Origin of the sequence: Martinezella rhizogenes, from assembly GCF_007002745.1 — a bacterium.
In the GTDB taxonomy this organism is placed as follows: Bacteria; Pseudomonadota; Alphaproteobacteria; order Rhizobiales; family Rhizobiaceae; genus Agrobacterium; species Agrobacterium cucumeris.
Genome location: NZ_SGNY01000012.1, coordinates 19,743 through 43,392, shown reverse-complemented (window position 1 = coordinate 43,392; position 23,650 = coordinate 19,743). Strand labels below are relative to the sequence as shown.

General features: G+C 60.2%; 18 protein-coding genes and 2 pseudogenes. 2 read left to right on the top strand and 18 right to left on the bottom strand.

Annotated elements, in window-relative coordinates; all coding sequences use genetic code 11:
* Window positions 1-167 precede the first annotated feature (167 nt).
* From EXN68_RS27750 to EXN68_RS24920, 17 genes and pseudogenes are all read right to left on the bottom strand, one after another.
* Complete coding sequence (locus EXN68_RS27750; protein WP_162854299.1) at window positions 168-344, bottom strand: hypothetical protein; 177 nt, start codon at window positions 342-344, stop codon at window positions 168-170.
* Window positions 345-642: 298 nt separating this feature from the next.
* Complete coding sequence (locus tag EXN68_RS24995) at window positions 643-1,569, bottom strand: helix-turn-helix transcriptional regulator (protein WP_077768136.1); 927 nt, start codon at window positions 1,567-1,569, stop codon at window positions 643-645.
* A gap of 50 nt (window positions 1,570-1,619) precedes the next feature.
* Window positions 1,620-2,048 (bottom strand): helix-turn-helix domain-containing protein, encoded by a 429-nt coding sequence (locus EXN68_RS24990; protein ID WP_077768182.1) that lies wholly within the window; start codon window positions 2,046-2,048, stop codon window positions 1,620-1,622.
* A 62-nt stretch (window positions 2,049-2,110) separates the two neighbouring features.
* Complete coding sequence (locus EXN68_RS24985; protein ID WP_077768137.1) at window positions 2,111-2,311, bottom strand: helix-turn-helix transcriptional regulator; 201 nt, start codon at window positions 2,309-2,311, stop codon at window positions 2,111-2,113.
* A gap of 104 nt (window positions 2,312-2,415) precedes the next feature.
* Window positions 2,416-3,168 carry a triose-phosphate isomerase gene (gene tpiA, locus EXN68_RS24980; protein ID WP_077768138.1) on the bottom strand — a complete coding sequence of 251 codons (753 nt, stop codon included), beginning with the start codon at window positions 3,166-3,168 and terminating at the stop codon, window positions 2,416-2,418.
* Between the two features lie 14 nt (window positions 3,169-3,182).
* Entirely contained in the window at window positions 3,183-4,223 is a 1,041-nt protein-coding gene (gene fba, locus EXN68_RS24975; protein WP_012475968.1) for a class II fructose-bisphosphate aldolase, read from the bottom strand.
* The gene (locus tag EXN68_RS24970; protein ID WP_012475967.1) at window positions 4,224-5,231 is read right to left on the bottom strand and encodes a class 1 fructose-bisphosphatase; all 1,008 of its coding nucleotides are present in this window, start codon (window positions 5,229-5,231) and stop codon (window positions 4,224-4,226) included.
* Between the two features lie 98 nt (window positions 5,232-5,329).
* Window positions 5,330-6,706, bottom strand: a pseudogene (locus EXN68_RS28215) (methyl-accepting chemotaxis protein); the annotation flags it as partial.
* A gap of 885 nt (window positions 6,707-7,591) precedes the next feature.
* Window positions 7,592-8,176, bottom strand: coding sequence for an adenylate kinase (locus EXN68_RS24960; RefSeq protein WP_012475965.1), 585 nt, complete (start codon window positions 8,174-8,176; stop codon window positions 7,592-7,594).
* Window positions 8,177-8,197: 21 nt separating this feature from the next.
* On the bottom strand, window positions 8,198-10,156 hold the full coding sequence (gene acs / locus EXN68_RS24955) for an acetate--CoA ligase (protein ID WP_077768139.1): 1,959 nt from the start codon (window positions 10,154-10,156) through the stop codon (window positions 8,198-8,200).
* Window positions 10,157-10,221: 65 nt separating this feature from the next.
* On the bottom strand, window positions 10,222-11,757 hold the full coding sequence (glpD, locus tag EXN68_RS24950; protein WP_077768140.1) for a glycerol-3-phosphate dehydrogenase: 1,536 nt from the start codon (window positions 11,755-11,757) through the stop codon (window positions 10,222-10,224).
* A gap of 17 nt (window positions 11,758-11,774) precedes the next feature.
* Window positions 11,775-13,277 (bottom strand): glycerol kinase GlpK, encoded by a 1,503-nt coding sequence (glpK, locus tag EXN68_RS24945; RefSeq protein WP_012475962.1) that lies wholly within the window; start codon window positions 13,275-13,277, stop codon window positions 11,775-11,777.
* An 81-nt stretch (window positions 13,278-13,358) separates the two neighbouring features.
* Window positions 13,359-14,042 (bottom strand): SGNH/GDSL hydrolase family protein, encoded by a 684-nt coding sequence (locus tag EXN68_RS24940; RefSeq protein WP_012475961.1) that lies wholly within the window; start codon window positions 14,040-14,042, stop codon window positions 13,359-13,361.
* A gap of 22 nt (window positions 14,043-14,064) precedes the next feature.
* Window positions 14,065-15,018 (bottom strand): ABC transporter permease, encoded by a 954-nt coding sequence (locus EXN68_RS24935; protein WP_012475960.1) that lies wholly within the window; start codon window positions 15,016-15,018, stop codon window positions 14,065-14,067.
* A gap of 1 nt (window position 15,019) precedes the next feature.
* Window positions 15,020-15,982: an ABC transporter permease gene (locus EXN68_RS24930; protein WP_012475959.1), complete on the bottom strand. Its 963-nt coding sequence runs from the start codon at window positions 15,980-15,982 to the stop codon at window positions 15,020-15,022.
* A 22-nt stretch (window positions 15,983-16,004) separates the two neighbouring features.
* A complete protein-coding gene (locus tag EXN68_RS24925) occupies window positions 16,005-17,501 on the bottom strand; it encodes a sugar ABC transporter ATP-binding protein (RefSeq protein WP_077768141.1) in 1,497 nt (498 codons plus the stop codon).
* 86 nt (window positions 17,502-17,587) lie between these two features.
* Window positions 17,588-18,619, bottom strand: a complete 1,032-nt coding sequence (locus tag EXN68_RS24920; RefSeq protein ID WP_161991478.1) for an ABC transporter substrate-binding protein — start codon at window positions 18,617-18,619, stop codon at window positions 17,588-17,590.
* A 326-nt stretch (window positions 18,620-18,945) separates the two neighbouring features.
* Here EXN68_RS24920 and EXN68_RS24915 point away from each other — a divergent pair, with 326 nt between their 5' ends.
* Both EXN68_RS24915 and EXN68_RS24910 read left to right on the top strand, forming a co-directional pair.
* Complete coding sequence (locus EXN68_RS24915) at window positions 18,946-19,614, top strand: SGNH/GDSL hydrolase family protein (RefSeq protein ID WP_012475956.1); 669 nt, start codon at window positions 18,946-18,948, stop codon at window positions 19,612-19,614.
* A 72-nt stretch (window positions 19,615-19,686) separates the two neighbouring features.
* Window positions 19,687-20,778, top strand: coding sequence for an ROK family transcriptional regulator (locus EXN68_RS24910; protein WP_234888140.1), 1,092 nt, complete (start codon window positions 19,687-19,689; stop codon window positions 20,776-20,778).
* A 118-nt stretch (window positions 20,779-20,896) separates the two neighbouring features.
* Here EXN68_RS24910 and EXN68_RS27975 read toward each other — a convergent pair.
* Window positions 20,897-22,135 (bottom strand): annotated as a pseudogene (locus EXN68_RS27975) (methyl-accepting chemotaxis protein); the annotation flags it as partial.
* Window positions 22,136-23,650 lie beyond the last annotated feature (1,515 nt).

The following is a 23,650-nucleotide window of genomic DNA, read 5'->3' as shown; positions in this document are numbered from 1 at the left end:
TTGCCTTTCTTGCCCGTCGCTTCGCAGGCGCGCTCCACCCGCCGCGAAGAGCAAAGGCCGCAAGGGCGCGGCTGACAATTGTCGGATCATGCAATACCCGGCCGCGGCGCAGCCTCCCTTGCGGCCTGCCGCGCGCAAGCGGCACGCCGAAGGCACTGGCGGCCGGCTCAATGAGCCGGCCAGGGGAAGAACTCATTGACGATCTCAAGGGCGTCACCGGCGTCGATCTCGTCAGAAGGGAGGACGCCATATTCGCCGTCGACTTCGAAGACGGTGACCGGGACCATCAGGTCGCGGGAAAGCTGGAAGGCGTGGGACTGAGCGAGGGAAAGATCGTGCGACATATAAGAGGCTCCTGCGGGAGCGGGCCAATCCCGCTCGATGGCTCCTCAAAAGGCCCGGCGACGGGCGCGATCACCGCGAGGCGAAGCCGAAGCGGCCGCAGCTTGCTAGCGGACCCTTAACGGGTTGATCGTGGAAGATCCGGCGCCGGGCCAGGACGCCATCACAAAAGAGCGGGATTGGGCTGCTTCCGGGGGAGATGAACGGTTCGCGCACGCATTTCATACCATGCCAGTTTCGCGGCTGACTTCCGCAACACGAAGATGGTTTCCGCTTTCGACATTGCCGTTGACTGGCAATCTATCTCGTCCGGATCGTTTCCGACGGCGTTTCGCCAAAAGCCTGATAGTAGACGGCCGCAAACCGCCCCATATGGGTGAACCCTGCACTGCGTGCCGCGTCGGCGATCGACCGCGAGCCGGTATCGTCGACCAGCGCTCGGCGCGCTGCTTCGAGGCGGATCGTTTTGAGATAGCCCAAAGGCGTTGTGCCCTTGAACCGCTGGAAGGCGACCTGCAATGCTCTGACGCTCGTACCGGTCTCGCTGGCTATCGACGCAACAGTGAGAGGTTGCGACAGGTTGGCATGCATATACTCGATCGCCCGTTTCACCTGCCGGGGCACCGCCGGCGAGACCGGCCGCTCGAGCCGCGGCATGTAGCTATTGGGAACAACCTCCAGAAGTGCGATCATCGTCGACTCAAACAGCCGCTCGATGGCAGCCGGCGCCAATCGATCCGCGTCGGAAAGATTAAGACAGCTCCATACGAGATGGCCGAGTGCGGCCAGCCGCAGACCCTTCTCGGTGGTCAGATCGACGATGCGGTCGAAATGAAGGTCTGCCGTGACAGGCCCATCCAAGAGTTCACTGACCTGTTGCACCATCGCCGACTTTGCGAAGGAGAGGCCGATATAGCTGGAATGTTCATGAGGGGTCAGCTCATCGAACTGAGCGAGATCCTCCAGAAAACCAACTGCCTGTGCCGTCGAAAGGCGCAGTGCCCCCGAACGTGTCCCAGGCGTGGTGGATAGGGGCAGGTAAAGCAAATAAGCGTCTGGCGCGCCATCGAACGCCAGCTTCAGGGCTGAATGGCACTTTCCTTTCCAGGCGTGGAACCGGCCGACGATGTAATGGCTGTCCCCGACGCAAGACACGTGATCGCGATCCAGCTGACCAACCGGGCCGGCCTGCGCGATGTTGCCATGTCGGAGTGCAGCATGCTGCAATGGGCATCTCCAGGAGTTGAGTTTCGCCGCATAACCGGAGCGGCACCAAACTAGGCGTTCCCGCGGGAACCCTTTACATCCGTCGCGGCCATGGCCTTGACGAGGGATAGGACCTGACGGCGCAGTGCCGGCCTTGCTATCCTGGCGAAGGCGACGTTGAGGTCTCGCCCCTCGTCGGTATCGAGGAAGGCGCTGAGCTCCATCTCGGCGCCGGTGCCTGTCAGCCCATCGGGTTTTCCATCACGGCTCTGGCTGTCGAAGAAATACGACACCGGCACACCGAGCAGAGTGGCGACATTGAGCAAACGGCTCGCGCCGACGCGGTTCGTGCCCTTCTCGTATTTCTGGACTTGCTGGAACGTCACGCCCAAAGCCTCGGCGAGTGTGCTTTGGCTCATTCCGCGCACGCTTGCTCCCACCTCGACATCGATCGGGCTCGGCGCTTTGGCCTTGCTCTGATTGTTCACATGATTGGTCATTTCATCGCCATCCCTGTCGTTGAAAGGTCGTGGGTTTGCTGCTCGCCGCCCTGCGGCCAACATCAGTCGGGCTCCGAAAGGCTTGCCTTCTCGAGAGCCTCCTGCATCGAACTCGCCTCGAGTGCAGCAAGCGCTTGCTCGAGATAGCTTTCGATTTCAATGACGCTTCTGCCTTGGAGCAGGGCGATTTCATCAACAGTCTTTCCCATCGACACCCATCGAAGGCAGGTCTTTTCGATGGGCGAAAGCATCCAATGTTCCATGACCAACCTGCTTTCGTTGGTGTTTATTTTCATCCTCGAGCAACAGGGCGAACGATCCGCCCGATGGGTTTGCCCCTGACTTCCGCAGCGGAACGACTGGTGACCTACCTCCCGGTTGCCTCGCAGATCCGAAGAAAGCTTTCCGCGCGCAGACTGGCGCCGCCGACCAGAACACCGTCGACATTTTCAAGAGCAAGAATCTCGGCCGAATTCTCAGGTTTGACGGATCCACCATAGAGGATCCTGAGCTGTGCACCGATCGATCCATAGGCATCGATCAGACTGGATCGGATGCAGGCATGGGCGGCGAGAATTTCGCTTTGTTCGGGCAGCCGACCGGTCCCAATCGACCAGACCGGCTCATAAGCTATGACCAAGGCGAGCTCGTTCATTTCGGCGGGCAGGCAACCCTGCAGCTGGTTTTTGAGGACAGTAAGCGTCTCCTGGCGGAGATGCTCCGCTTCTGTCTCACCGACGCAAATTACTGGCATCAAGCCGGCGCTCACCGCAATCTCGGCCTTGCGCCTGACCATCGCGTCCGTCTCGCCCTGATATTGCCGCCTCTCGGAATGACCGAGTATGACGACGCGGGCGCGGGAATCGGCGATCATCCTGGCGGATATGTCGCCGGTATGGGCGCCAGCTTCCTGAGCGCTGCAATCCTGGGCACCGAGAAGAAGCCGGCTTCCGGCGATTATCCTCACGGCGGATTGCAGGAGCGTTGCCGGAGGACATATAGCCACATCCGCATTCAGCTCGCCGATGTTCCAGGCGACCTTTTCGATCTCGGCGAGATCGGCCGTAAGCCCGTTCATTTTCCAGTTGCCGACGATGAGCCGGCGGGGAGTGTTACTCAAGTTCTTGCCCCCGGTTAGTGGCTATATCGCTTCGCCATCTCGGCAAGCGGCAAGGGCTTGATGGCGGAGGCATGTCCGGCGGCGCCGAACTGCTCGTATCGGTCGCCGCAGACCGCTGCCATCGCCTCGATGCCCGGGGCGAGGTATTTGCGTGGATCGAACTCCCCGGGATGAAGGGCAAAGACGCGGCGGATCGCCCCCGTGAACGCCAATCGAAGGTCGGTGTCGACATTCACCTTGCGAACGCCGTGGCGGATGCCTTCCTGGATTTCCTCGACCGGAACACCATAGGTCGGTTTGACCTCGCCGCCATGCGCGTTGATCAGTTCCTGCAATTCCTGGGGCACGGACGACGACCCATGCATGACGAGATGGGTATCGGGCAGGCGGGCGTGGATCTCCTTCAGGCGCTTGATGGAAAGGATGTCGCCGTCCGGCTTCCGGGAGAATTTGTAAGCGCCATGAGACGTGCCGATGGCGATGGCGAGCGCATCCACCTTCGTCAAGCGCACGAACTCGGCAGCCTCTTCCGGATCGGTCAAAAGCATGTCGCGGCTGAGCTCGCCGTCAAAGCCGTGCCCATCTTCTGCTTCGCCGCGGCCGCTTTCCAACGAGCCGAGATGGCCGATTTCTCCTTCGACGGAGACGCCGACCAGATGCGCCATCTCCGAAACCTTGGCCGTGACGGCGACATTATTTTCGAAGCTGAGAGGCGTGCGCCCATCTTCAGAGAGGGAACCGTCCATCATCACCGAGGAGAAGCCGGCAAGAATTGCCGACATGCAGGTCGACGCCGAATTGCCGTGGTCCTGATGCATGCACACCGGGATATGCGGATACATCTCGATCGCCGCACGGATCAGATGCGACAGCGTCGCGTCGCCTGCAAAAGCTCGGGCGCCGCGGCTTGCCTGCATGATGACCGGGCTGTCGGTACGATCAGCAGCCTTCATGATGGCGAGCATCTGCTCCATGTTGTTCACGTTGAAAGCCGGGATGGCGTAGCCGTTCTCGGCGGCGTGGTCGAGCAATTGACGAAGGGTGACGAGAGCCATTTAAGAGCCGATCTCCTCTTGCGAGTGATGGATTTGGTGAAATTGCACCAGGCGTTGGATTTCGTTGCTCGAGCCGAGCAACACCGACACGCGCTGATGATGAGCCTGTGGTTGGATGCGAAGGATGTCTTCGGTTCCGGTGGATGCTGCACCGCCGGCCGCCTCGACGAGGAACGCCATGGGATTGGCTTCATACATCAGGCGCAGCTTGCCGCCGGCGCGGCGATTGGACTCGTCCGCCGGATAGAGAAACACCCCTCCGCGGGTCAGAATGCGATGGACGTCGGCCACCATCGAGGCGGTCCAGCGCATGTTGAAGTCCTGTCCGCGCGGCCCTGCCGATCCCGCAAGGCATTCGTCGACATAGCGTCGGATCGGCTCATCCCAGAAACGCTGGCGCGACGAATTCACGGCAAACTCGGTCGTTTCCGTCGGCACGCGCATGCGCGCGTTGGTCAGTTTGAATTGCCCGTCAGACGGATCCAGCGTGAAGCCGACCACGCCGAGGCCGAATGTGATAACGAAGAGCGTCGAGGGGCCATAGATGGCATAGCCGGCGCAGAGATACTCTCGCCCCTTGCGTAGAACATTGGTGTCGCCGTCCGCCTGGACCTGACTCACCGCAAAGATCGAACCGACGGAAAGGTTGACTTCAAGGTTCGATGAGCCGTCCAGCGGATCGACGTAAAGGATGAGGTCGCCAGCGGCTGGAGGTTTCAACCACGTGACCTCCTCCGCCTCCTCGGAAACATAGGCAGCAAGCGAGACCGCCTCGCCGCATGTTTCGCGAAACACACGATCGGCCAGGACATCGAGGAGCTTCTGATCTTCACCCTGGACATTCGTCGTGCCGGAGCTGCCTATATGGTTCTGAAAGGCTGCTTCCTTCAGGTGATCGGCAACAACGATCGCTGAGGCTGCTATGCTTTCAACCAAGCTTGCCAGGGCAGGATCGACTTTCGTCTCGTGGAGATAAGCGCCAAGTTCTATGTCCGGTGTGATTGTCATGTCGATGTTTCAACCTGTCTCGTAAATCCAGTGAGATCCGATTTCGTTACTCCGCTTCAGACGCAGTTCTGTCCGGCCAATGTAATTCGGTGGCGACCTCACGCCGCGCTCTGGCTGGCCGGTCTTTGGTGCGACAACTCCTCGGCGTTTGAGAACCCAAATTCTCGTGCATTTCCTTCGATCCTGAATTGCTGAACCAGGGCCAGCAGGCTGTCGGCCTGAGAGGCGAGTTCGCGGCTCGCGGCCGTCGTTTCCTCGACCATAGCCGCATTGTGCTGTGTCATCTGGTCCATCTGATTGACGGTCGAGTTGACCCCCTGCAGCGCACTCGACTGATCGTGGCTGCCGCGGGCGATCGTCTCGACATGCTGACTGATCGTGACGATCTGCGAGCTGATCTTCGCAAGGACCGAACCGGTTTCCTGGACCAGATGCGAGCCGGTATTGACCTCGGCCGTCGACTTGTTGATGAGGACCTTGATCTCCTTGGCCGCCTTGGCGGAGCGCTGCGCCAGTTCACGCACCTCCTGGGCAACGACGGCAAAGCCTTTGCCCGCATCGCCGGCGCGTGCCGCCTCGACGCCGGCATTCAACGCCAGCAGATTGGTCTGGAAGGCGATCTCGTCGATGACGCCGGTGATCTGCTCGATCTGGCGGGAGGCTTCTTCGATCCGGCCCATCGCATCGATCGCATTGTTGACGACGATGGCTGAATCGTCGGCGCTCTGCTTGGCCTGGCGGACGATCTGGTCGGCATCCTTGGCACGTTCCGCCGACGAGCGAACCGTGACGGTGATCTCGTCGACGGCGGCTGCCGTTTCTTCGAGCGAAGCAGCCTGCTGCTCAGTCCGTTTGGCAAGATCCTCGGCCGCCTCGGCCATCTGGTTGCCGTTGCCCTGGATCATTTCGACATTGTCGCGGATCTGGCGCATCGTCGCCTGCAGGTGCAGCATCGAGGCATTGAAGTCCTGCCGAAGCTGATCGAGCTCACCATCGAGGGGACGGCCGATGGTCACGGTCAGATCGCCGCTCGCCAGCTTGTGCAGGCCGGATGCAACCGCCTCGACAGCGTTACTGATGGCAGCCGCATCGCGGGTCTTGCGGAGGTCGTCTTCCTGGCGCTGTTGGCGCGCGAGTGACCTCGACTGTTCCGCCTCATTTTCCACGCGGATCTTTTCGAGCGCGTTGTGGCGAAAGACATCAAGCGCCCTTGCCATCTCGCCGATCTCGTCGCGCGTTTCGACGCTGCCGATCTTTTCATCGAGCTTGCCTGATGCAACCGCCTTCATGGAGGCCGTGAGCGCTTCGATCGGAGACTTGATGGTTCTGAGCAGCAGATAGCCGGCGACGCAGCCGAAGAGCAGGGCGATCACGGTCGTCACTAAGGATATGGTTTGCGCCTGGTCTTGGGCCGCGGAGGCATGGCCGCGCTGGATGTCGGCGAATAGAAGGATCTTGTTCCAGGCGTCATTCATGCTGGCGCTCGCAGCCTTGAAGGCGGCGTCACGTTCTCCGACCTTGACGAGGAGCTGGTCGAACCTCTCCGAGGTCCCGCCGATCACGTCGATGGCTTTGCTGGCCAGTTCCTGGATAGGACCGTTGGCGGCATGCTGTTCCTTGACCTTGCCCAGATAGAAGCCCAGGCCCTTGAGACGGCCCTTCACCTTCTTGAGGGTATCGTCGTTCATTCCACCCAGAAAGTCGGAAGCGGCGATCCGAAGTTCGTAGTTCATGGAATTGATCTTGTTCAGCGTTTCGGCGGTCGCCGCTTGTGCTGCCGCCTGATCGGCGGGAATGTTCAGATAGGTCTGCAGTTTGGACTGCACATCCGACAGGGTTGCGAGATCGCTGGAAATCCCTTCCCGCAGTTTCCTCTCGTCGCTGTGCATGTCCCAGAGGCCGTCGATCGTCCTGGAGACCTCTTCGGCAATCGTCCCGGCGGCAACCAGGCTCTGCCGTTCATCCTGCTCTTGAGCGAAGGACAGGCTCGTCGATATCTTAGCGCTCTGGTCTGCGAGCAGCGCCTTCAGCGCATCGCGCTTGGCCTCGGTCGCCTCGAGCAGGAAGGAGTTCATCCCGTCCTGGGCTTGTTTGATCGCAGACAGCGTGACCATCCCGCTCGAACTGCTCGCGAGCTGGGTATTCAGCATGTTGCCTGAGAGATAGTTGACGAGGCTCAAGCCTGCGATGCCGATCAGTATCGGCGTCAGCAGACAAAAGATTTTAGTCCGGATCGGTCCGCGCAACAGCAGGAAGTCAAAATGAATGCTCATGATTCTCCACCCAAGATAACGAGGTCCCATAATAATTATTCTGAGTGAATGAATATCCGGTAAAATTGATCTCGAATTAGTAATGTCTCAGGAATATTCGGCCGCGGCCGACTCCAGGATCTCCAGAATCCGGGCGGTCACTTCCTCGGGAACGGCGAGGCCGTCGACCTGAAAGTAGGGCGACCGACCCTTGTAGAACTCGCTCACCGAAAGGGTCTCGGCCCGATACGCCTTGAGGCGCAGTTCCAATGTCGCCGCATTGTCATCGGCGCGTTGTGCGCCGGCAGACTCTGCCGCCCTTCGGCAGATGCGGTCGTAAAGTTCTTCCTCCGGGACGACGAGCTCGATGACAGCAGTCAGGGAATGCTCCCCGAGCGATTGATCCAACGACGCCGCCTGCGAAATCGTGCGCGGAAACCCGTCGAGTACGAATCCGCGCTGAGCTTCCGGACTGGCAATCCGGTTGGCGACGATCGCCGAGACGGTATCGTCGGAAACGAGCCCGCCGGCTGCCATGGTGGCCGCGACCGCCAAACCGAGGGGCGTTCCCGCCTTGACCTCGGCCCGGAGGATATCGCCGGTCGATAGATGCGGGATGCCGAGCTTTTCGCAGATGCGCTTGGCTTGGGTCCCCTTGCCGGACCCGGGCGGGCCCATCAGGATCAGTCTCATGGGATAGTCCTTTCCTTCGGTCTAGGCCGCCTCGGCCCTGTTCTGGCGGTTGACGATCAGATCGTCGACGACAGCGGGATCGGCAAGCGTCGAGGTGTCGCCGAGCGACCCGAAATCGTCCTCGGCGATCTTGCGCAGAATGCGGCGCATGATCTTTCCCGAGCGGGTCTTCGGCAGGCCCGGCGCGAACTGGATCTTATCAGGCGACGCGATCGGGCCGATTTCCGCGCGGACATGCTTGACCAGCTGCTGGCGCAACTCCTCGGACCCTTCGCTGCCCGCCATCAGCGTGACATAGCAATAGATGCCCTGGCCCTTGATGTTGTGTGGATAGCCGACGACAGCGGCTTCGGACACGAGGTGATGCGAAACCAGGGCGGACTCGACTTCCGCCGTCCCCAGCCGGTGGCCGGAGACATTGAGGACGTCGTCGACGCGACCTGTGATCCAATAATAGCCGTCGGCATCACGGCGACAGCCGTCGCCGGTGAAATACTTGCCCTCGTAGGTGGAGAAGTAGGTCTGGATGAAGCGCTTGTGATCGCCATAGACGGAACGCGCCTGACCTGGCCAGCTGTCGGCGATGCAGAGATTGCCGTCGGCGGCCCCTTCGATGAGCTTGCCTTCGGCATCGACGAGCTCCGGCCTGATGCCGAAGAAGGGCCGAGTGGCCGAGCCTGGCTTCAGGTCGGTCGCACCCGGCAGCGGCGTGATCATGATGCCGCCGGTTTCCGTCTGCCACCAGGTATCGACAACAGGGCAGCGCCCGTCGCCGACCGTGTGATAGTACCATTCCCAGGCTTCGGGGTTGATCGGCTCGCCGACCGAGCCAAGCAACCACAGGCTGGATCGGCTGGATCGTTTGACGAAATCATCGCCGGCGCCCATCAGCGAACGGATTGCGGTCGGGGCGGTATAGAAGATGTTGACCTTGTGCTTATCGATCACATCCCAGAACCGGCCGGCATCGGGGAATGTCGGGATCCCCTCGAACATCAGCGTCGTTGCGCAGTTGGCGAGCGGTCCGTAGACGATATAGGAGTGTCCCGTGACCCAGCCGACGTCGGCAGTGCACCAGTAGATATCGCCGTGCTGGTAATCGAAGACATATTCGTGGGTCATCGAGGCGTAGACGAGATAGCCGCCGGTGGTGTGGAGAACGCCCTTCGGTTTGCCGGTCGAGCCTGAAGTATAGAGGATGAACAGTGGATCCTCGGCGTTCATTGGCTCGGGCGGGCAGTCGGCCGAAACAGTGGCTGCTTCCTCGTGATGCCAGAGGTCGCGGCCCGGCGCCCAACTGAGCGGGCTGCCGGTGCGGCGGATGACGAGCACGTTCTTGACCATGACATGACCGCGCGCGGCGATGTCGATCGCCTTGTCGACATTGGCTTTCAACGGAACCGGCTTGCCGCCGCGCAGGCCCTCATCGCAGGTGATGACGAAGGTCGATTCACAATCGACGATGCGGCCACCCAGCGCCTCGGGACTGAAGCCGCCAAACACCACGGAATGGATTGCGCCGATGCGGGCGCAGGCGAGCATCGCATAGGCCGCTTCCGGCACCATCGGCATGTAGATAGTGACACGATCGCCCTTCTTGACCCCGTGCTTCTTCAAGACGTTCGCCATACGACAGACGTGCTCGTAAAGCTCGCGGTAGGTGACCTTCCTGTCGAGCGATGGATCGTCACCTTCCCATATGATGGCGACCTGATCACCGTTTGTTGCGAGGTGCCGGTCGATGCAGTTGTAGGAGACATTGGTCTCACCGTCCTCGAACCATTTGATCGAGACATCCCCGGTAAAAGAGGTGTCCTTTACGCGGGTGTAAGGCTTGAACCAGTCGATGCGCTTGCCGTGTTTGCCCCAGAACTGCTCGGGGCTAGCGACACTCTCCTCGTACCATTCCTGGTACTCGGCCTTATTGATCAGCGCATGGCTCTCCACCGGTTTGGTGACCGGATAAATCTTGTCCGACATCAAAACTCCTCAAATGTCAGGCGGCCGGCCGGCATGATCGATGCGCTACGGCCCGCCGAAAAATCTCACTGCGCGGCAACCTGCCGCTGGATGATCTCAGAAATGAATTGGTCGAGAAGGGCCACTTCGCTGTGGCTGAGATGCAGTCCCTTCTTCGAGCGTCTCCAGAGAATGTCATTCGTCGTGCGCGCCCATTCGTGCGCCATCAGGTAGAGCACTTCGGCTTCGTAGAGATCGGACCCGAACAACCGGCCGAGATCCTCGATTTTCCCGGCAGTGCCGAGAAGGACGGATGCTCTTGTGCCATAGCGGCGGACAAGCCGGCGCGCATGCGAAGCGGCGAGGAATGGATAGGCCTTGTGAAGCTTGGTGACCTCCGCCTCGTAGCCTTGAACCGGAAAGTCGCCGCCCGGCAGATGGCTCTTGGCCGTCCAGGGAGCCCCCTTGGTGCCGATCGCCTCACCGATCTTCTCCAACGCGTGCTCTGCCAGACGCCGGTAGGTGGTGAGCTTGCCGCCGAAGACGTTGAGGAGCGGAGCCCTGTTGACCTCGCTGCCGACGAAGCCGTCAAGCTTCAGCACATAGTCGCGGGTTGCCTCCTGCGCCTTGGTGGCGCCGTCGTCGAAAAGCGGGCGGATCCCTGCATAGGTCCAGACGATATCGTCCTGCCTGACCGGCTCCTTGAAATATTCGCTCGCCGCCTTGCAGAGGTATTCCGTCTCCTCCTGCGAGATCCTGACGTCCTTCGGATCGCCGCTGAAGTCGCGATCGGTGGTGCCGATCAGCGTGAACTCGTCCTCATAGGGAATGGCAAAGATGATGCGATTGTCGGGGTTCTGGAAGAAATAGGCCCGCGGCCCCTCGAACTTCTTCTTGACCACGATATGGCTGCCTTGGACGAGACGGACGTTGCGCGCCTCATTCTTGCCGAAGGCGCCGCGGATCACATGGTCGACCCAGGGACCGGCCGCATTGACGAGCATGCGTGCGCGGTGAACCGCCGCGATCCCGGAGACCGTATCCACCGTCTCGATCGTCCAGAGCCCGTTCTCGCGCCGCGCCGAGACAACCTTGGTGCGCGGCATGATCAGCGCGCCCTTGTCGCTGGCGTCGCGGGCATTGAGCACCACGAGGCGGGCATCGTCGACCCAGCCGTCGGAATATTCAAACGCCTTGGAGAAGAGCGCCTTCAGCGGTTTGGCCGCCTCGTCGCGGCGCATGTCGAGTACCGCCGTCGGCGGCAGCAGCTTGCGGCCGCCGAGATGGTCGTAAAGGAAGAGCCCGAGCCGGATCAGCCACGCGGGGCGGATGCCGCCTTTCTGGTAGGGCAGCACGAAGCGCATCGGCCAGATGATGTGCGGCGCCATCGCCCAGAGCACTTCGCGCTCCATCAGCGATTCACGCACCAGCCGGAACTCGTAATGTTCGAGATAACGCAGGCCCCCATGGATGAGCTTGGTGGCACCCGATGATGTGCCGGATGCAAAGTCGTTCATCTCCGCCAACGCGACCGAATAGCCGCGACCGACCGCGTCGCGCGCGATCCCGCAACCGTTGATGCCGCCGCCGATTACGAACAGGTCGTGGATCTTATCTGCCATGTCGGTCTCCCGTAACGTCACGCCGTTGCCGCATAGGAAAGCGTGCTTGCAACGGCGGCGCGCCATTTCCGATAGCGTCGCGCCCGCTCGTCAGTGTTGAGGTTGGGGGTGAAGCTGCGCTTTGCCTTCCAGTTCGCGGCAAAGGTCTGAAGATCGGGCCAGACGCCCGCTTGCGCGCCGGCGAGTGCCGCAACTCCGTAAGCTGTCGCTTCCTGGCTTTGCGACCGCTCGATGACGCTTCCGAGGCAATCGGCCAGCGCCTGCATGGCCCAATCGCTGCCCGACAGGCCGCCATCGACGCGCAGGGTCGCACCCCTGACGTCCATCGGGTAATCGGAGGCCATCGCCTCGAGGAGATCGCGCGTCTGGTAGCAGACGGATTCCAGCGTCGCCCGCGAAAGCTCGGCGATCCCCGTGCCTCTCGTTAGGCCGAAAATCGCGCCACGGGCTTGCGAATTCCAGTGCGGCGCGCCGAGCCCGGTGAATGCCGGCACCAGGTAAACGTCTTCCTGTTCGTCGGCCAGATGCGCGAGACGGCCCGTCTCGTCGGCCGCCTTGATGAGCTTCAGGGAGTCGCGCAGCCATTGAACCGCGGCACCCGCCATGAAGATCGAACCCTCAAGTGCATAAGTCGTTTTGCCATTGAGGCGATAGCCAATGGTCGACAGCAGACGATTGGACGATCTGACGATCTGATCGCCGGTGTTCAGGACCACGAAGCAGCCCGTGCCATAGGTCGATTTGAGCATTCCGGGCTTCAGGCAGGCCTGACCAAGCAGAGCCGCCTGCTGGTCGCCCGCGAGCGCCCGGATTGGAATTTGAGCGCCGAAATGGGCGGCAACCGTCTGGCCGAAATCGTCGGCACAATCCTTGACCTCGGGCAAGAGAGCCCGCGGGACTCTGAAGGCGCCCAGCAATTCGTCGTCCCAGCGATTCTGACGAATATCGAACAGCGAGGTGCGCGACGCGTTGGTGGCGTCCGTCGCGTGCACGGCGCCGCCGGTGAGCATCCAGGTGAGATAAGTGTCGATCGTGCCGCACAGCAGCTGGCCATTCTCGGCCGCACGCCGCGCGCCGTCGACATTGTCGAGGATCCAGGCGATCTTGGTGGCGGAGAAATAGGGATCGAGCAGAAGGCCGGTCTTTTCCTGTATCAGCGGGCCAAACCCGTCTGCGCGAAGGACCTCGCATGCGCCGAAGGTGCGGCGATCCTGCCAGACGATCGCCGGATGGATCGGCTTGCCCGTCGACCGCTCCCAGATGAGGCAGGTTTCGCGCTGATTGGTGATGCCGATCGCCGCAACGTCGCGCGCCTCGATGCCGGCTCGCGCGAGAGCGGTACGGGAGGTCTCAACAACAGAATCCCAGATTTCGGTGGCGTCGTGCTCGACCCAACCCGACTTCGGAAACGACTGTGATATCTCTTTTTGATCGATCGCGATCGGCTGGGCATCGGGGCCGTAAACGATGGCTCGGGAGGACGTCGTCCCCTGGTCGATCGCCAGAACATAGCCGGTCATGGGAGCCTCAAATCTTGTTTGCGGAAAAGGACCGCCAGCCGCCTGGGAGGATGGCGCCTGGCGGCCGGCGACGGAACGCTGCTAGGCCACAGCTTTCTTCGCCTCTTGAGAGAAAATCGCCTTGACCTTTTCTGCGATTGCCTGGCCGAGCGTGATATTCGTGTCAGCCGAGAAATGGATGCCATCGCAGCCATCGGTCTTGACGAACTCGCCGGCGTCGAGAAAGTCGACCTTCAGGAAGTTGGCGAGCGCCTTGTACTGCTTTGAAAGTTCGACGGACTTTTCGTAGCCACCGCCGAACATGCCTTCGAACCATGGGTCAGGCATGGGAGCGAGCGGCGGCGGCGAGACGATCAGAAGCTTCGGGGCAGGATAGGGCGTGCCGATGCCGCCGGCCGAAGTCAGAACCTGTCCCGCAAGCTTGCCCATGCCGTTGGCGATCTCGTAAGGCGTGCGGCGGAAATACGACTTGGTGTCGTTGGTGCCGAGCAGGATGATGACGAGATCGAGCGGCAGGTGGCTGGCGAGCGCCATCGGCAGATAGGCGCTGCCGTTCAGCCTGGGATCGTTCGGATCCTCGACGCTCGTGGTGCGGGCGCTTAAGCCTTCCTCGATGATCGTATAGCCGTCACCGAGTGCTGCGGCCATTGCGCCGGTCCAGCGTTGTTCAAAGGGGTATCTGAGTGTCGGCGACGACTCGGGTACCGGAATCCATCCCCATGTCAGTGAGTCCCCAAAACACAATATCGAGCGGCTTTCTGCCATGTCATTACTCCTCCGATGACGACTAGTTGGTACGCGCCTTGAGGCCGTAGAAAATGGCCGCAAGGAGAATGATGAGGCCTTGCGCGATGAGCTTCCCGGAGTCGCTGACGCCGAACGACGTCATCACGACAAAGAGGAGCGCGAACGAAAGGACACCAAAGAACGGTCCCCAGACGCCGCCTTCGCCGCGGCCGAAGACCACGCCGCCGAGAATGGTTGCGGCAACAGAAAGGATCGGCAGATCCAGGCCGACGCGAACGCTTCCGACTGCGATCGAAGCCGTTTGAACGAGAGCCGCGATGCCGGCGATCAGGCCTGCCAGCGTATGCGCCACGACGACGGTGCGTTCGACGGGTACGCCTGAGAAATGCGCTGCTTCCGCGTTTGCGCCGACCGAGGTCACGTAACGGCCGAACACCGTTCTCGACAGAAGCAGGGACAGCAGCGTGGTCAGCACCACCCAGAACAGGACCGGGAGGGGCAGCGGGCCGAGTTTGACGTTATAGATATCGTTGAAGTAGCTCGGCACGTTACCCGGCGGCTTGCCGCTCGACAGGAACTGCACGGCACCAACGAGGATGATGCTGACCGCAAGCGTCACGATAACAGCCGAGACGCGGCGCTTGCCCACCATGAAACCGTTGAACAGCCCGATCGCGGTGCCCGTGAAGAGCGCGAGCAGCACGAAACCGGTCGCCGACATTCCGGGAAACTGGCCGGACGAGATGAAGTAGTTGACGAGCAGGATGACGCCGCCGCCGGCGAGGTCGATACTTTTGACCCGCATGACGAGCAACTGCCCGAGAACGAGGACGCCGAGCGGGGCGACCTGGCGAATGAAGATGCCCATGACATTTGCGTTCAGCATCTGCGGGCGCGAGACCCACAGGACGATCAGCAGCAATGCAAAGACATAATAGGCGGGCGCAATCTTAAGCATTCGCTGAATTGCGGGATTTTTTGCGAAGGCTGACATCTTAGAGCCCCATCTTCTTGCGTGTCTGGAAACCGACGACAAGGAGCAGGATGCCGCCCTTGATCGCCGTCTGAATGAACGGCGAAACGTTGACCAGGTTCATGCCGTTGGAGAGGAGCGCCAGTACCAGGGCTCCGATAATCGTTCCCTGCAGGCTGCCGACGCCGCCGGAGAGTTGCGTGCCGCCAATGGCGACGGCGGTGATCGCGTCGAGTTCGAAGAGAAGCCCGACATTTGGATCGCCGGAAACGATGCGGCCGGCCAGGAACACGCCAGCAAGGGCTGCGAAGCACGAGCAGGCAACATAGGCGAGGATGACGTTGCGCTTGTCGGCAACACCGAAGTTGCGCGTCGCGTCTTCGACGCCGCTGGCAATACCGCCGCCGATCGCGAAGAGATGCAGGCCGAACCGCGAGCCGTAGAGCAGTTTCCAGGCGACCAGGGCGACACAAATGCCCCAGAATATCGGCATGGGGATGCCGAGGAACGACCCCGAGACCGAGCTGATGACGACATCCGGAATGGTCCCGCCGGAGACCGGACGCAAGATGCGCGCAGCGCCGAGGACGATGTACTGCATCGCCAGTGTCGCGATGATCGGATGGACGTTGAGACGAGTGATCACGATGCCGTTGGTCAGGCCGAGCAGGGCCGCCAGCAGGAAGACTGCCGGGATCGTGATGTAGCCCGGAGCGTCCAGCGCGAGGATGGCCGTCGTGAAGCTGATCAGCGAGCCGACGGACAGGTCGAGGCCGCCGACGAGGATGACGAACAGCTGACCGACCGCGGTGATGACGAGCGGCATTGCCTGCGCGACCAGGTTGAACAGATTTTCCCGGTTCAGGAACTGGTCCGTCTGAATGATCAGAGCGATGCTGAGAACGATCGTGATCAGCAGGGGAACGATCCAGAGACCTTGGCGGCTCTGATTTCCCTTGAATAGTCTTGTGAGGGTCTTGGTCATCGGATTGGTTCTCTGTTGGCGTTCACGCGCTCAAGGCGGCGTCGAGGATGTCGTGCTCGGTCGCCTTGGCGGCGGGCATGTCGGCAACGACCGTGTCGCCATGGACGACATAGATGCGATCGCAAAGGCCGATGAGCTCGACAGTTTCTCTCGACAGGACCAGCACGGCCCCACCGTTCTGCGTGAAGTCGCGAAGCAGCTTGTAGATTTCAGACTTGGCGCCGATATCGACACCGCGCGTCGGCTCCTCGATCAGGAGGATGTCGAGATTGGCGGCGATATAGCGGCCAAGCAGGACCTTCTGCTGATTGCCGCCGGAGAGCGCGCCGACGGGCGCGGACGCATTGATCGTGCGAACGTTGAGCCGCTTGATCGTGTCGGCAACGAGCTTGCGATAGTTCTTCGCGGGGGAAAATCCTGCTCGTGCCGAATGGAGCGCGATCTCGATATTGTGCGCGATCGGGAGGTTGAGGAACAAGCCTTCCTCCTTGCGGTCCTCAGGAATGAAGCCCACGCCCATCTGCTGCAGCTTGCGCACACCGTTCTCGTTCGGCACGGGCAAGGCCAGCGATTTTCCGTTCAGTGTGATCGTGCCGGAAAACGGCTGGAATTTGCCGACCAGCGAGCGGAGGAGTTTTTGCTGACCCTGTCCTTCGAGCCCGGCAAGTGCGACGATCTCACCCTTGCAAACATGCAGTGAGAACGGCTTTGACGAAGCGCCGATCTTGAAGTGCTTGATGTCGAGCATCGGTTCGCAGGCTGCCGAGGCGTTCCTTGCCGGGAAAAGGTCCTTCAATTCCCGGCCGACCATCATTGCGATCAGCGATGTCGGCGTCATTTCCGAAAGCGGGCGCGTGCCGATCAGCTTGCCGTCTTTCAGAACCGTGACCGTGTCGCATATCTGGAAAATTTCATCCATGCGGTGCGAGATGTAGACGAGGGCCTTGCCCGCATCGCGCAGTCGGCGGATATGCTTGTTGAGGATCTCGACGTCAGCGGCGTTGAGTGCGGCGGTCGGCTCGTCGAGAATGAAGATCGAGGCATCGGCTTTGATGCCATGGGCGATTTCGACGAATTGCCGTTCGGCAATCGTGAGGTTCGAAACCAGCGTCCGCGGATCAAGATCGAGCGACAGCTCTTTCAGCGCCTTTCCGGTTTCGGCATTCATCCGTTTGTAGTCGACGGTGCCGAAGCGCGTTACGGGCTCGCGCCCGAGAAACATGTTTTCGGCGATCGTCAGGTTCGCCAGAAGCGTCATCTCCTGGAAGACCGTCGATATGCCGAAGTCGAGCGCCTCTTTCGGATTGAGGAAGGCGATCTTGTGTCCGTTCTTGAAGATCTCGCCGCTATCAGGCTGGTGAACGCCCGCGAGGATCTTCATGAGCGTCGATTTGCCAGCGCCATTCTCGCCCATCAGGGCATGGACGGAACCCGGCAAGAGCTCCAGCGACACTCTATCCAGTGCCAGACTTCCGCCAAACGACTTTGAAATGTTCGACATTTCTATAAGGTTGGCCATTCGTTCCTCCCAATCCATGCAGCTCCGCTCGGTCACCATCCGCCGGTTCCGGAATGAAACCGGCGGATGCGCCTTGGGAGGCTATTTTAGTTCTTGGTATAATACTTCTTCAGGTCGTCCTCGGAGAGCTGGGAAGGCCACCAGACGTTCGCCGAGAGATCGTCGCGGTAATACTTCTTGACCTTCTCCAGGTCCCAGCCCGGAGGATTGTAGTCGTAGTGCTTGTAGAGCTGCTTGCCCTCCAGCAGTGCGACAGCGGCATGCACGCCTTCGGCGCCCTGGGCCGGCGAATATTCAGCCGAGATCGACTGGAAGCCGTCATGGATCCACTGGCCGAAGAAGCCGTTGTTGCCTTCTCCGGAGATCGGCGGGATCTTGGCGCCGAACTGCTTGAAGACGTCGACGCAGGCGCGCGTCATGTCGGCACCCGACGACCAGATGCCATCGACATCGGGGCTGTTCAGGTAAAGCGTTTCGCAAACGCTCTTGCCCTTGTCGTACTGCCAGTCACCGTGCTCTTCGGCGACGATCTTCACGTTCGTGCCCTTGAGGGATTCCAGAAGGCCATTATAGCGGTTGGTGTCTTCCGGATGACCGGCGAGACCGCGCAGAACCCAGATCTTGCCGTTATCGCCGACGGTCTTGACGAGCCAGTCGCCCATGACCTTGCCGAAGTGCTCGGCGCCGCCCTGGATCTCGGTCGTGTAGTCTTCTGTTTCGACGCGACCGGTATGAACGATGACCGGGATGCCGGCGGCAATCGCCTTCTTCATGGAGGCGTTTGCGGAGGTGGAGGTGACCGGCTGCACGATGATCGCGTCGACCTTCTGGGCGATCAGGTCTTCGATGTCGGCAACCTGCTTCTTCTGGTCAAAGCCGGCGTCGAGCAGGATGAACTTCTTGATGCACTTGTTGGCTGCGGCCGCCGCTTCCGATTCGTGAGCAACCTGAACGGTCCAAGTGTTGGCGTTGACGCCAAAATCGCTCATGCCGATAACCCAGCCGCAGTCCTTCTTGTACTTCCCGGCTTCCGTCTGCGGATTGTCGCCAGCCTTCGGCGTGATGCCGTCCATAAACTTGACTTCATCCGCCCATAGCGGGCCCGCGGTCGACGCCATCAAAAGCGTAGCCCCGAGGATAGATTTCACATAGCCGTTCACGAGATTTCCTCCCTTGCTCAAACACCGTCGTCCTCTCGACGTCGGATCTCCATTGCCACGGAGACACATTTATCCAGGCCGCTGAAGCGGCTTTAATCGCGGGCCAAAGCCATTGGATGACTGGGCTGGCTATGTTCAGTTCCTGGAAAATCTTGCTCTCCCATTCATAGAAATGCCACACGGATAAACGGCTGTCAATAATTATTCAGACTGAATGAATATCAATAAACTTGCACCATGGATCGACAAAGGCCATAATCGCCGTTGAATGTTCATGCGTCTTTATGATTTGCCATAAAGGTGGGGAGGAAATGCGGTCAGTCTTATGTTACGGCGACTCGAATACGCATGGCCAGATTCCGGGCGGCTCGCCGCTCGATCGATATGGGCCGGACGAGCGCTGGCCAGGCGTTTTGAGACGGGAGCTTGGAAGCAAGTGGTATGTGGTCGAGGAGGGCTTGAGCGGCCGTACGACGGTTCGAGACGATCCGATCGAAGGCCCGATGAAGAATGGCCGAACCTACCTCCGGCCATGCCTCATGAGCCACGCAATCCTCGATCTCGTCATCATCATGCTCGGGACGAACGACCTGAAAGCCCGTTTCCACCAGCCTCCCTCCGAAGTGGCGATGGGGATTGGCTGCCTGGTCTACGATATCCGGGAGCTGGCGCCCGGTCCGGCCGGCAAGCCCCCCGAAATCATGGTGGTTGCTCCACCGCCGATGCTGGACGATATCAAGGAATGGGAACCCATATTTTTCGGCGCCCAGGAGAAATCCCGGCGTCTCGCCCTCGAATTCGAAATCATTGCCGATTCGCTCGAAGTACATTTTTTTGACGCCGCCACCGTCGCGGCTTGCGATCCGCGCGATGGCTTTCACATCAATCGGGAAGCGCATGAAGCCTTGGGAACGGCGCTCGCCAGGGAAGTCGAGGCGATCGGTTGGAGATGATGATATTGCCGCAGCGACGTTACGAATGGATGCCAGTACATCTTTATGCCTTACTCCAAGAGGATTGCATTGATGCCTGATATGCGTTTTGCACCACCCAATCCCTTGCGTATTGCCGATCGGGCAACCGGCCTGAATGCGGTCAGCGTGCGCAGTTACAATGAGCGCCTGCTGCTGTCGCTGTTGCTTCAGAACAGCGAGATCACCCGATTGGAGATCGGCGAACGGACGGGCCTTTCAGCCCAGACTATTTCGGTGCTGGTCAGGTCGCTGGAGCAGGAAGGACTGGTTGCGAAGGGGGAAGCCCAGAAGGGACGGGTCGGGCCTCCGACCGTTCCGGTTGCCCTCAATCCGGAAGGGGCCTTTTCGATCGGCATCAGTGTCGGCCTGAAGCGTACCGACGTCGTTCTGATCGATTTTGCCGGCGCCGTTCGCTATCATATGCAATTGCCTAATCCGCAGCCCGAACGCGACAGCAACCAGACAATGTTCATCGAGACCATTCGTCAGGCGGTGAACATCGTCCCCAAGAATGCTCAAAAGCGTCTAGCCGGCATTGGCCTTGCGCTTCCGTCGAGCGCTTCGGAGGGGCGTGAGGAAAAGGCCTACTTCGACTCGCTCCAGAAGGAAGTCGAGGAGCTTACCGGCTACTCGGTGTTCGTGCAGAACGACATTACGGCTGCGGCCAGCGGCGAAAGCATGTTCGGTGTCGCCAAGCCGTTTTCCGATTATCTCTACTTTTATATCGGCGCGAACCTCCACAGCCGCCTGGTCTTGAACCACCAGATCCACCACGGCAATTCGGTGGTCAGTTTCGATGTCGGCGTGGCATCTTTGGAATCCGTATTGACCGCCGTGGGCGCGCCAACGGATCACCTGTGGCAGCCGCTCGCACCATGGCCGGAGAACAGTCTGGTTCTCGAATGGGAAGGCAAACTGGCGGAAAAGATGCAGGGCATCGTCAAGTCGCTCGCGCAATTTGTCGAGCTCGAAGCGGTGATCGTTTCTTCATTCGTGCCGAATGTCGTCTATCGGAACATCTGCGTCTCGCTGCAAAAGCTGGTTCCCGAAGTGACCGTGATGCCGAGCGGCATATTGAACACGCCGAAGGCCGTCGGTGCTGCAAGCCTGCCATTCATCTCCCGTTTCATGGTGGAAAGTTGAAGACCGTGGTGGCGGCTGGGTTCACCGCCACCATCCCAGCCCGACATGCGCGGGACCGGCCGTAGAAGAGGCCTTGAAAGAACGGGACGCCGCGTCAATCGATGTCAACTGCGGCAAATCACGCCGCCCGACTGTGGGCCAACGCCGCTTCATCTTCGCCTCCGATTTGAAAGTGCTGGACCAGCGCCAACAGGCCGTCAGCCTGGGAGGCGAGTTCGCGGCTCGCGGCCGTCGTCTCCTCGACCATCGCCGCATTGTGCTGTGTCATCTGGTCCATCTGATTGACGGTCGAGTTGACCCCCTGCAGCGCACTCGACTGATCGTGGCTGCCGCGGGCGATCGTCTCGACATGCTGACTGATCGTGACGATCTGCGAGCTGATCTTCGCAAGGACCGAACCGGTTTCCTGGACCAGATGCGAGCCGGTATTGACCTCGGCCGTCGACTTGTTGATGAGGACCTTGATCTCCTTGGCCGCCTTGGCGGAGCGCTGCGCCAGTTCACGCACCTCCTGGGCAACGACGGCAAAGCCTTTGCCCGCATCGCCGGCGCGTGCCGCCTCGACGCCGGCATTCAACGCCAGCAGATTGGTCTGGAAGGCGATCTCGTCGATGACGCCGGTGATCTGCTCGATCTGGCGGGAGGCTTCTTCGATCCGGCCCATCGCATCGATCGCATTGTTGACGACGATGGCTGAATCGTCGGCGCTCTGCTTGGCCTGGCGGACGATCTGGTCGGCATCCTTGGCACGTTCCGCCGACGAGCGAACCGTGACGGTGATCTCGTCGACGGCGGCTGCCGTTTCTTCGAGCGAAGCAGCCTGCTGCTCAGTCCGTTTGGCAAGATCCTCGGCCGCCTCGGCCATCTGGTTGCCATTGCCCTGGATCATTTCGACATTGTCGCGGATCTGGCGCATCGTCGCCTGCAGCCGCATCATCGAGCCGTTGAAATCCTTCCGCAGTTGGTCGAGGGAGGGCGCGAAAGGAGTCGCAATGCGATGATCGAGCCGCCCGTCGGCCAGGTTCTTCAGGCCGGCGGCGAGTGCCGAGACCGCATGTTCCAGCTCGGCCGCGCTTTTTTCCCTGTCCGTCTCGCGGAGTTGCCTTTCCTCTTCGATCTGACGGTTACGCTGGATCGCCTCCTCCTCCATTCGCACCTTGTCGACTGCCCCCTGGCGGAAGGATTCGAGCGCCCGCGCCATGATGCCGATTTCGTCAGAACGCGAGACGGACCGGATCTCGATTGCCTGATCGCCATTGTTCAGGCGGTTCATCAGGCCTGTGATGTCCGCGAGCGGCTTCGTAAGACGGGAGGAGAAGATGTACCCGACGATACCCATTCCGAAAAGGACGGCGAGAGCGGTCAGCGCGGCCCACTTTGCAAGCTCGTTTGCCGAGGAGACGACATTAGCCTTGCTCTGGCCGATGACGAGAAGGTGCGGCTGACCAAAGAGGGTGACAGGGACGTAGGAGTAAAAATTTGAACCATGGGCCCCATCAGCGAAGACGGAGCCATTCTTCTGCTCGTTCGCGGCCTTGAGCAGCTCCGGCGGCACTCCATTTTCCGCTGCGACGTTGCCTGCTCTCAAGGTGCCGTCGGCGGCAATCAGAAACGCCTCGTCGACGCTCCGTCCCAAGCCCTCGGGCGAAATGAGCGCCAAAAGCTTTGCCGGCGCGATACGGATCACGACGGTGCCGCGCTTGACGACAGAGCCCCAGACAACGTTGGCAAGGGGTTTGGCAAGAAAAGCCGAAACATCGCTTTCCTCGCTTTTGAACGAAACGAACCCCGTCCGATACACTTGGTCGGCCGGTCCGGCGATGGATGAGGCAAACAGGGACTTCAGGGCGGCATTCTGCGAATCCTGGACGGCCGCCATGAACTCGGGTCCCTTGGTGACCGTATAGACCACCTGGCCATTGTTATCGATGACGAAGATATCGCTGAGATCGGCATTCTTCCAGGCGCTGAAGAGTGGCCCATGCACCGAGCTATGCTTGACGGCATAGAGCATCTTGACGGTCGATCCGTCGAAAGCCGCTCTTTGTGCGGGGCTCTTCGACATGTCCTGGAACGCCTCCCTTATCTTGGCATCAGACATTGCGATGGCCTTTCCGGCCTGCTCCGTCATCTCTCCGAGCGACTGGCTCTGCGCGATCTCGGTCAGCGTCTGCTCGACCCGTTCATCATAGGCCCGGAGCGCCTTCGATTGATTGGCTGCAATCGCTTCAAGGCGGATCTTGCTCGCCTCGATCAAACCGTTCTTTCCGATCTGGTAGCTCAATGCTCCGACAGACGCGCAAGAGACGATCGCTGTCCCTATGATCACCACGGCAAACTTGGCCTTAATGGATCGCATGCGGTGGGACAATTGCAAAGCATTGTGGAAAATCTGCATTTTGAATCCATTTCGAGTCAAACAGTTGCTAATCATCATCGACGACAGTTCTGAAAAATCCGTTACGGGTCATAACTTTCTTTCTATTTTCAATATGTTGCTTAGGCACGCCCTCAAGAACCTTGAGGTTTTCAGATGTTGCTTTTGTGGATTTTAGCTCAATTCTCCGGTGATATGCCCTCAATATTCCAACATTCCCACATGGAGCAGGGACAGAATCGCATTCACTCCGGACCAGGATTTCGATCGAAGGGTTCATTTTGTATGGAAGGCAAGCGCGTTGCTGATCACATAGGCAGCGATTCTCGCGCGGGCGGGATGGTCATTGCGCGGTGGAAGATCGCGTAATTTGTTTGAAAGATCCGCAAACACCACATAAATACACAAATCCAAGGACAACGTCGTCGACTTCCCGGTTCACCGTCATCCTTACAAGCATCTCGCAACCTTTTCCGAAGGCTTGCGAGATAGATC

Bases quoted from the DNA above. Each gene is read 5' to 3' on its own strand.
- EXN68_RS27750 (WP_162854299.1), bottom strand. From the start codon at position 344: ATGTCGCACGATCTTTCCCTCGCTCAGTCCCACGCCTTCCAGCTTTCC.
- EXN68_RS24990 (WP_077768182.1), bottom strand. From the start codon at position 2,048: ATGACCAATCATGTGAACAATCAGAGCAAGGCCAAAGCGCCGAGCCCG.
- EXN68_RS24985 (WP_077768137.1), bottom strand. From the start codon at position 2,311: ATGGAACATTGGATGCTTTCGCCCATCGAAAAGACCTGCCTTCGATGG.
- fba (WP_012475968.1), bottom strand. From the start codon at position 4,223: ATGGCTCTCGTCACCCTTCGTCAATTGCTCGACCACGCCGCCGAGAAC.
- EXN68_RS24970 (WP_012475967.1), bottom strand. From the start codon at position 5,231: ATGACAATCACACCGGACATAGAACTTGGCGCTTATCTCCACGAGACG.
- EXN68_RS24960 (WP_012475965.1), bottom strand. From the start codon at position 8,176: ATGAGACTGATCCTGATGGGCCCGCCCGGGTCCGGCAAGGGGACCCAA.
- acs (WP_077768139.1), bottom strand. From the start codon at position 10,156: ATGTCGGACAAGATTTATCCGGTCACCAAACCGGTGGAGAGCCATGCG.
- glpD (WP_077768140.1), bottom strand. From the start codon at position 11,757: ATGGCAGATAAGATCCACGACCTGTTCGTAATCGGCGGCGGCATCAAC.
- glpK (WP_012475962.1), bottom strand. From the start codon at position 13,277: ATGACCGGCTATGTTCTGGCGATCGACCAGGGGACGACGTCCTCCCGA.
- EXN68_RS24940 (WP_012475961.1), bottom strand. From the start codon at position 14,042: ATGGCAGAAAGCCGCTCGATATTGTGTTTTGGGGACTCACTGACATGG.
- EXN68_RS24935 (WP_012475960.1), bottom strand. From the start codon at position 15,018: ATGTCAGCCTTCGCAAAAAATCCCGCAATTCAGCGAATGCTTAAGATT.
- EXN68_RS24930 (WP_012475959.1), bottom strand. From the start codon at position 15,982: ATGACCAAGACCCTCACAAGACTATTCAAGGGAAATCAGAGCCGCCAA.
- EXN68_RS24925 (WP_077768141.1), bottom strand. From the start codon at position 17,501: ATGGCCAACCTTATAGAAATGTCGAACATTTCAAAGTCGTTTGGCGGA.
- EXN68_RS24920 (WP_161991478.1), bottom strand. From the start codon at position 18,619: ATGGCGTCGACCGCGGGCCCGCTATGGGCGGATGAAGTCAAGTTTATG.
- EXN68_RS24915 (WP_012475956.1), top strand. From the start codon at position 18,946: ATGATTTGCCATAAAGGTGGGGAGGAAATGCGGTCAGTCTTATGTTAC.
- EXN68_RS24910 (WP_234888140.1), top strand. From the start codon at position 19,687: ATGCCTGATATGCGTTTTGCACCACCCAATCCCTTGCGTATTGCCGAT.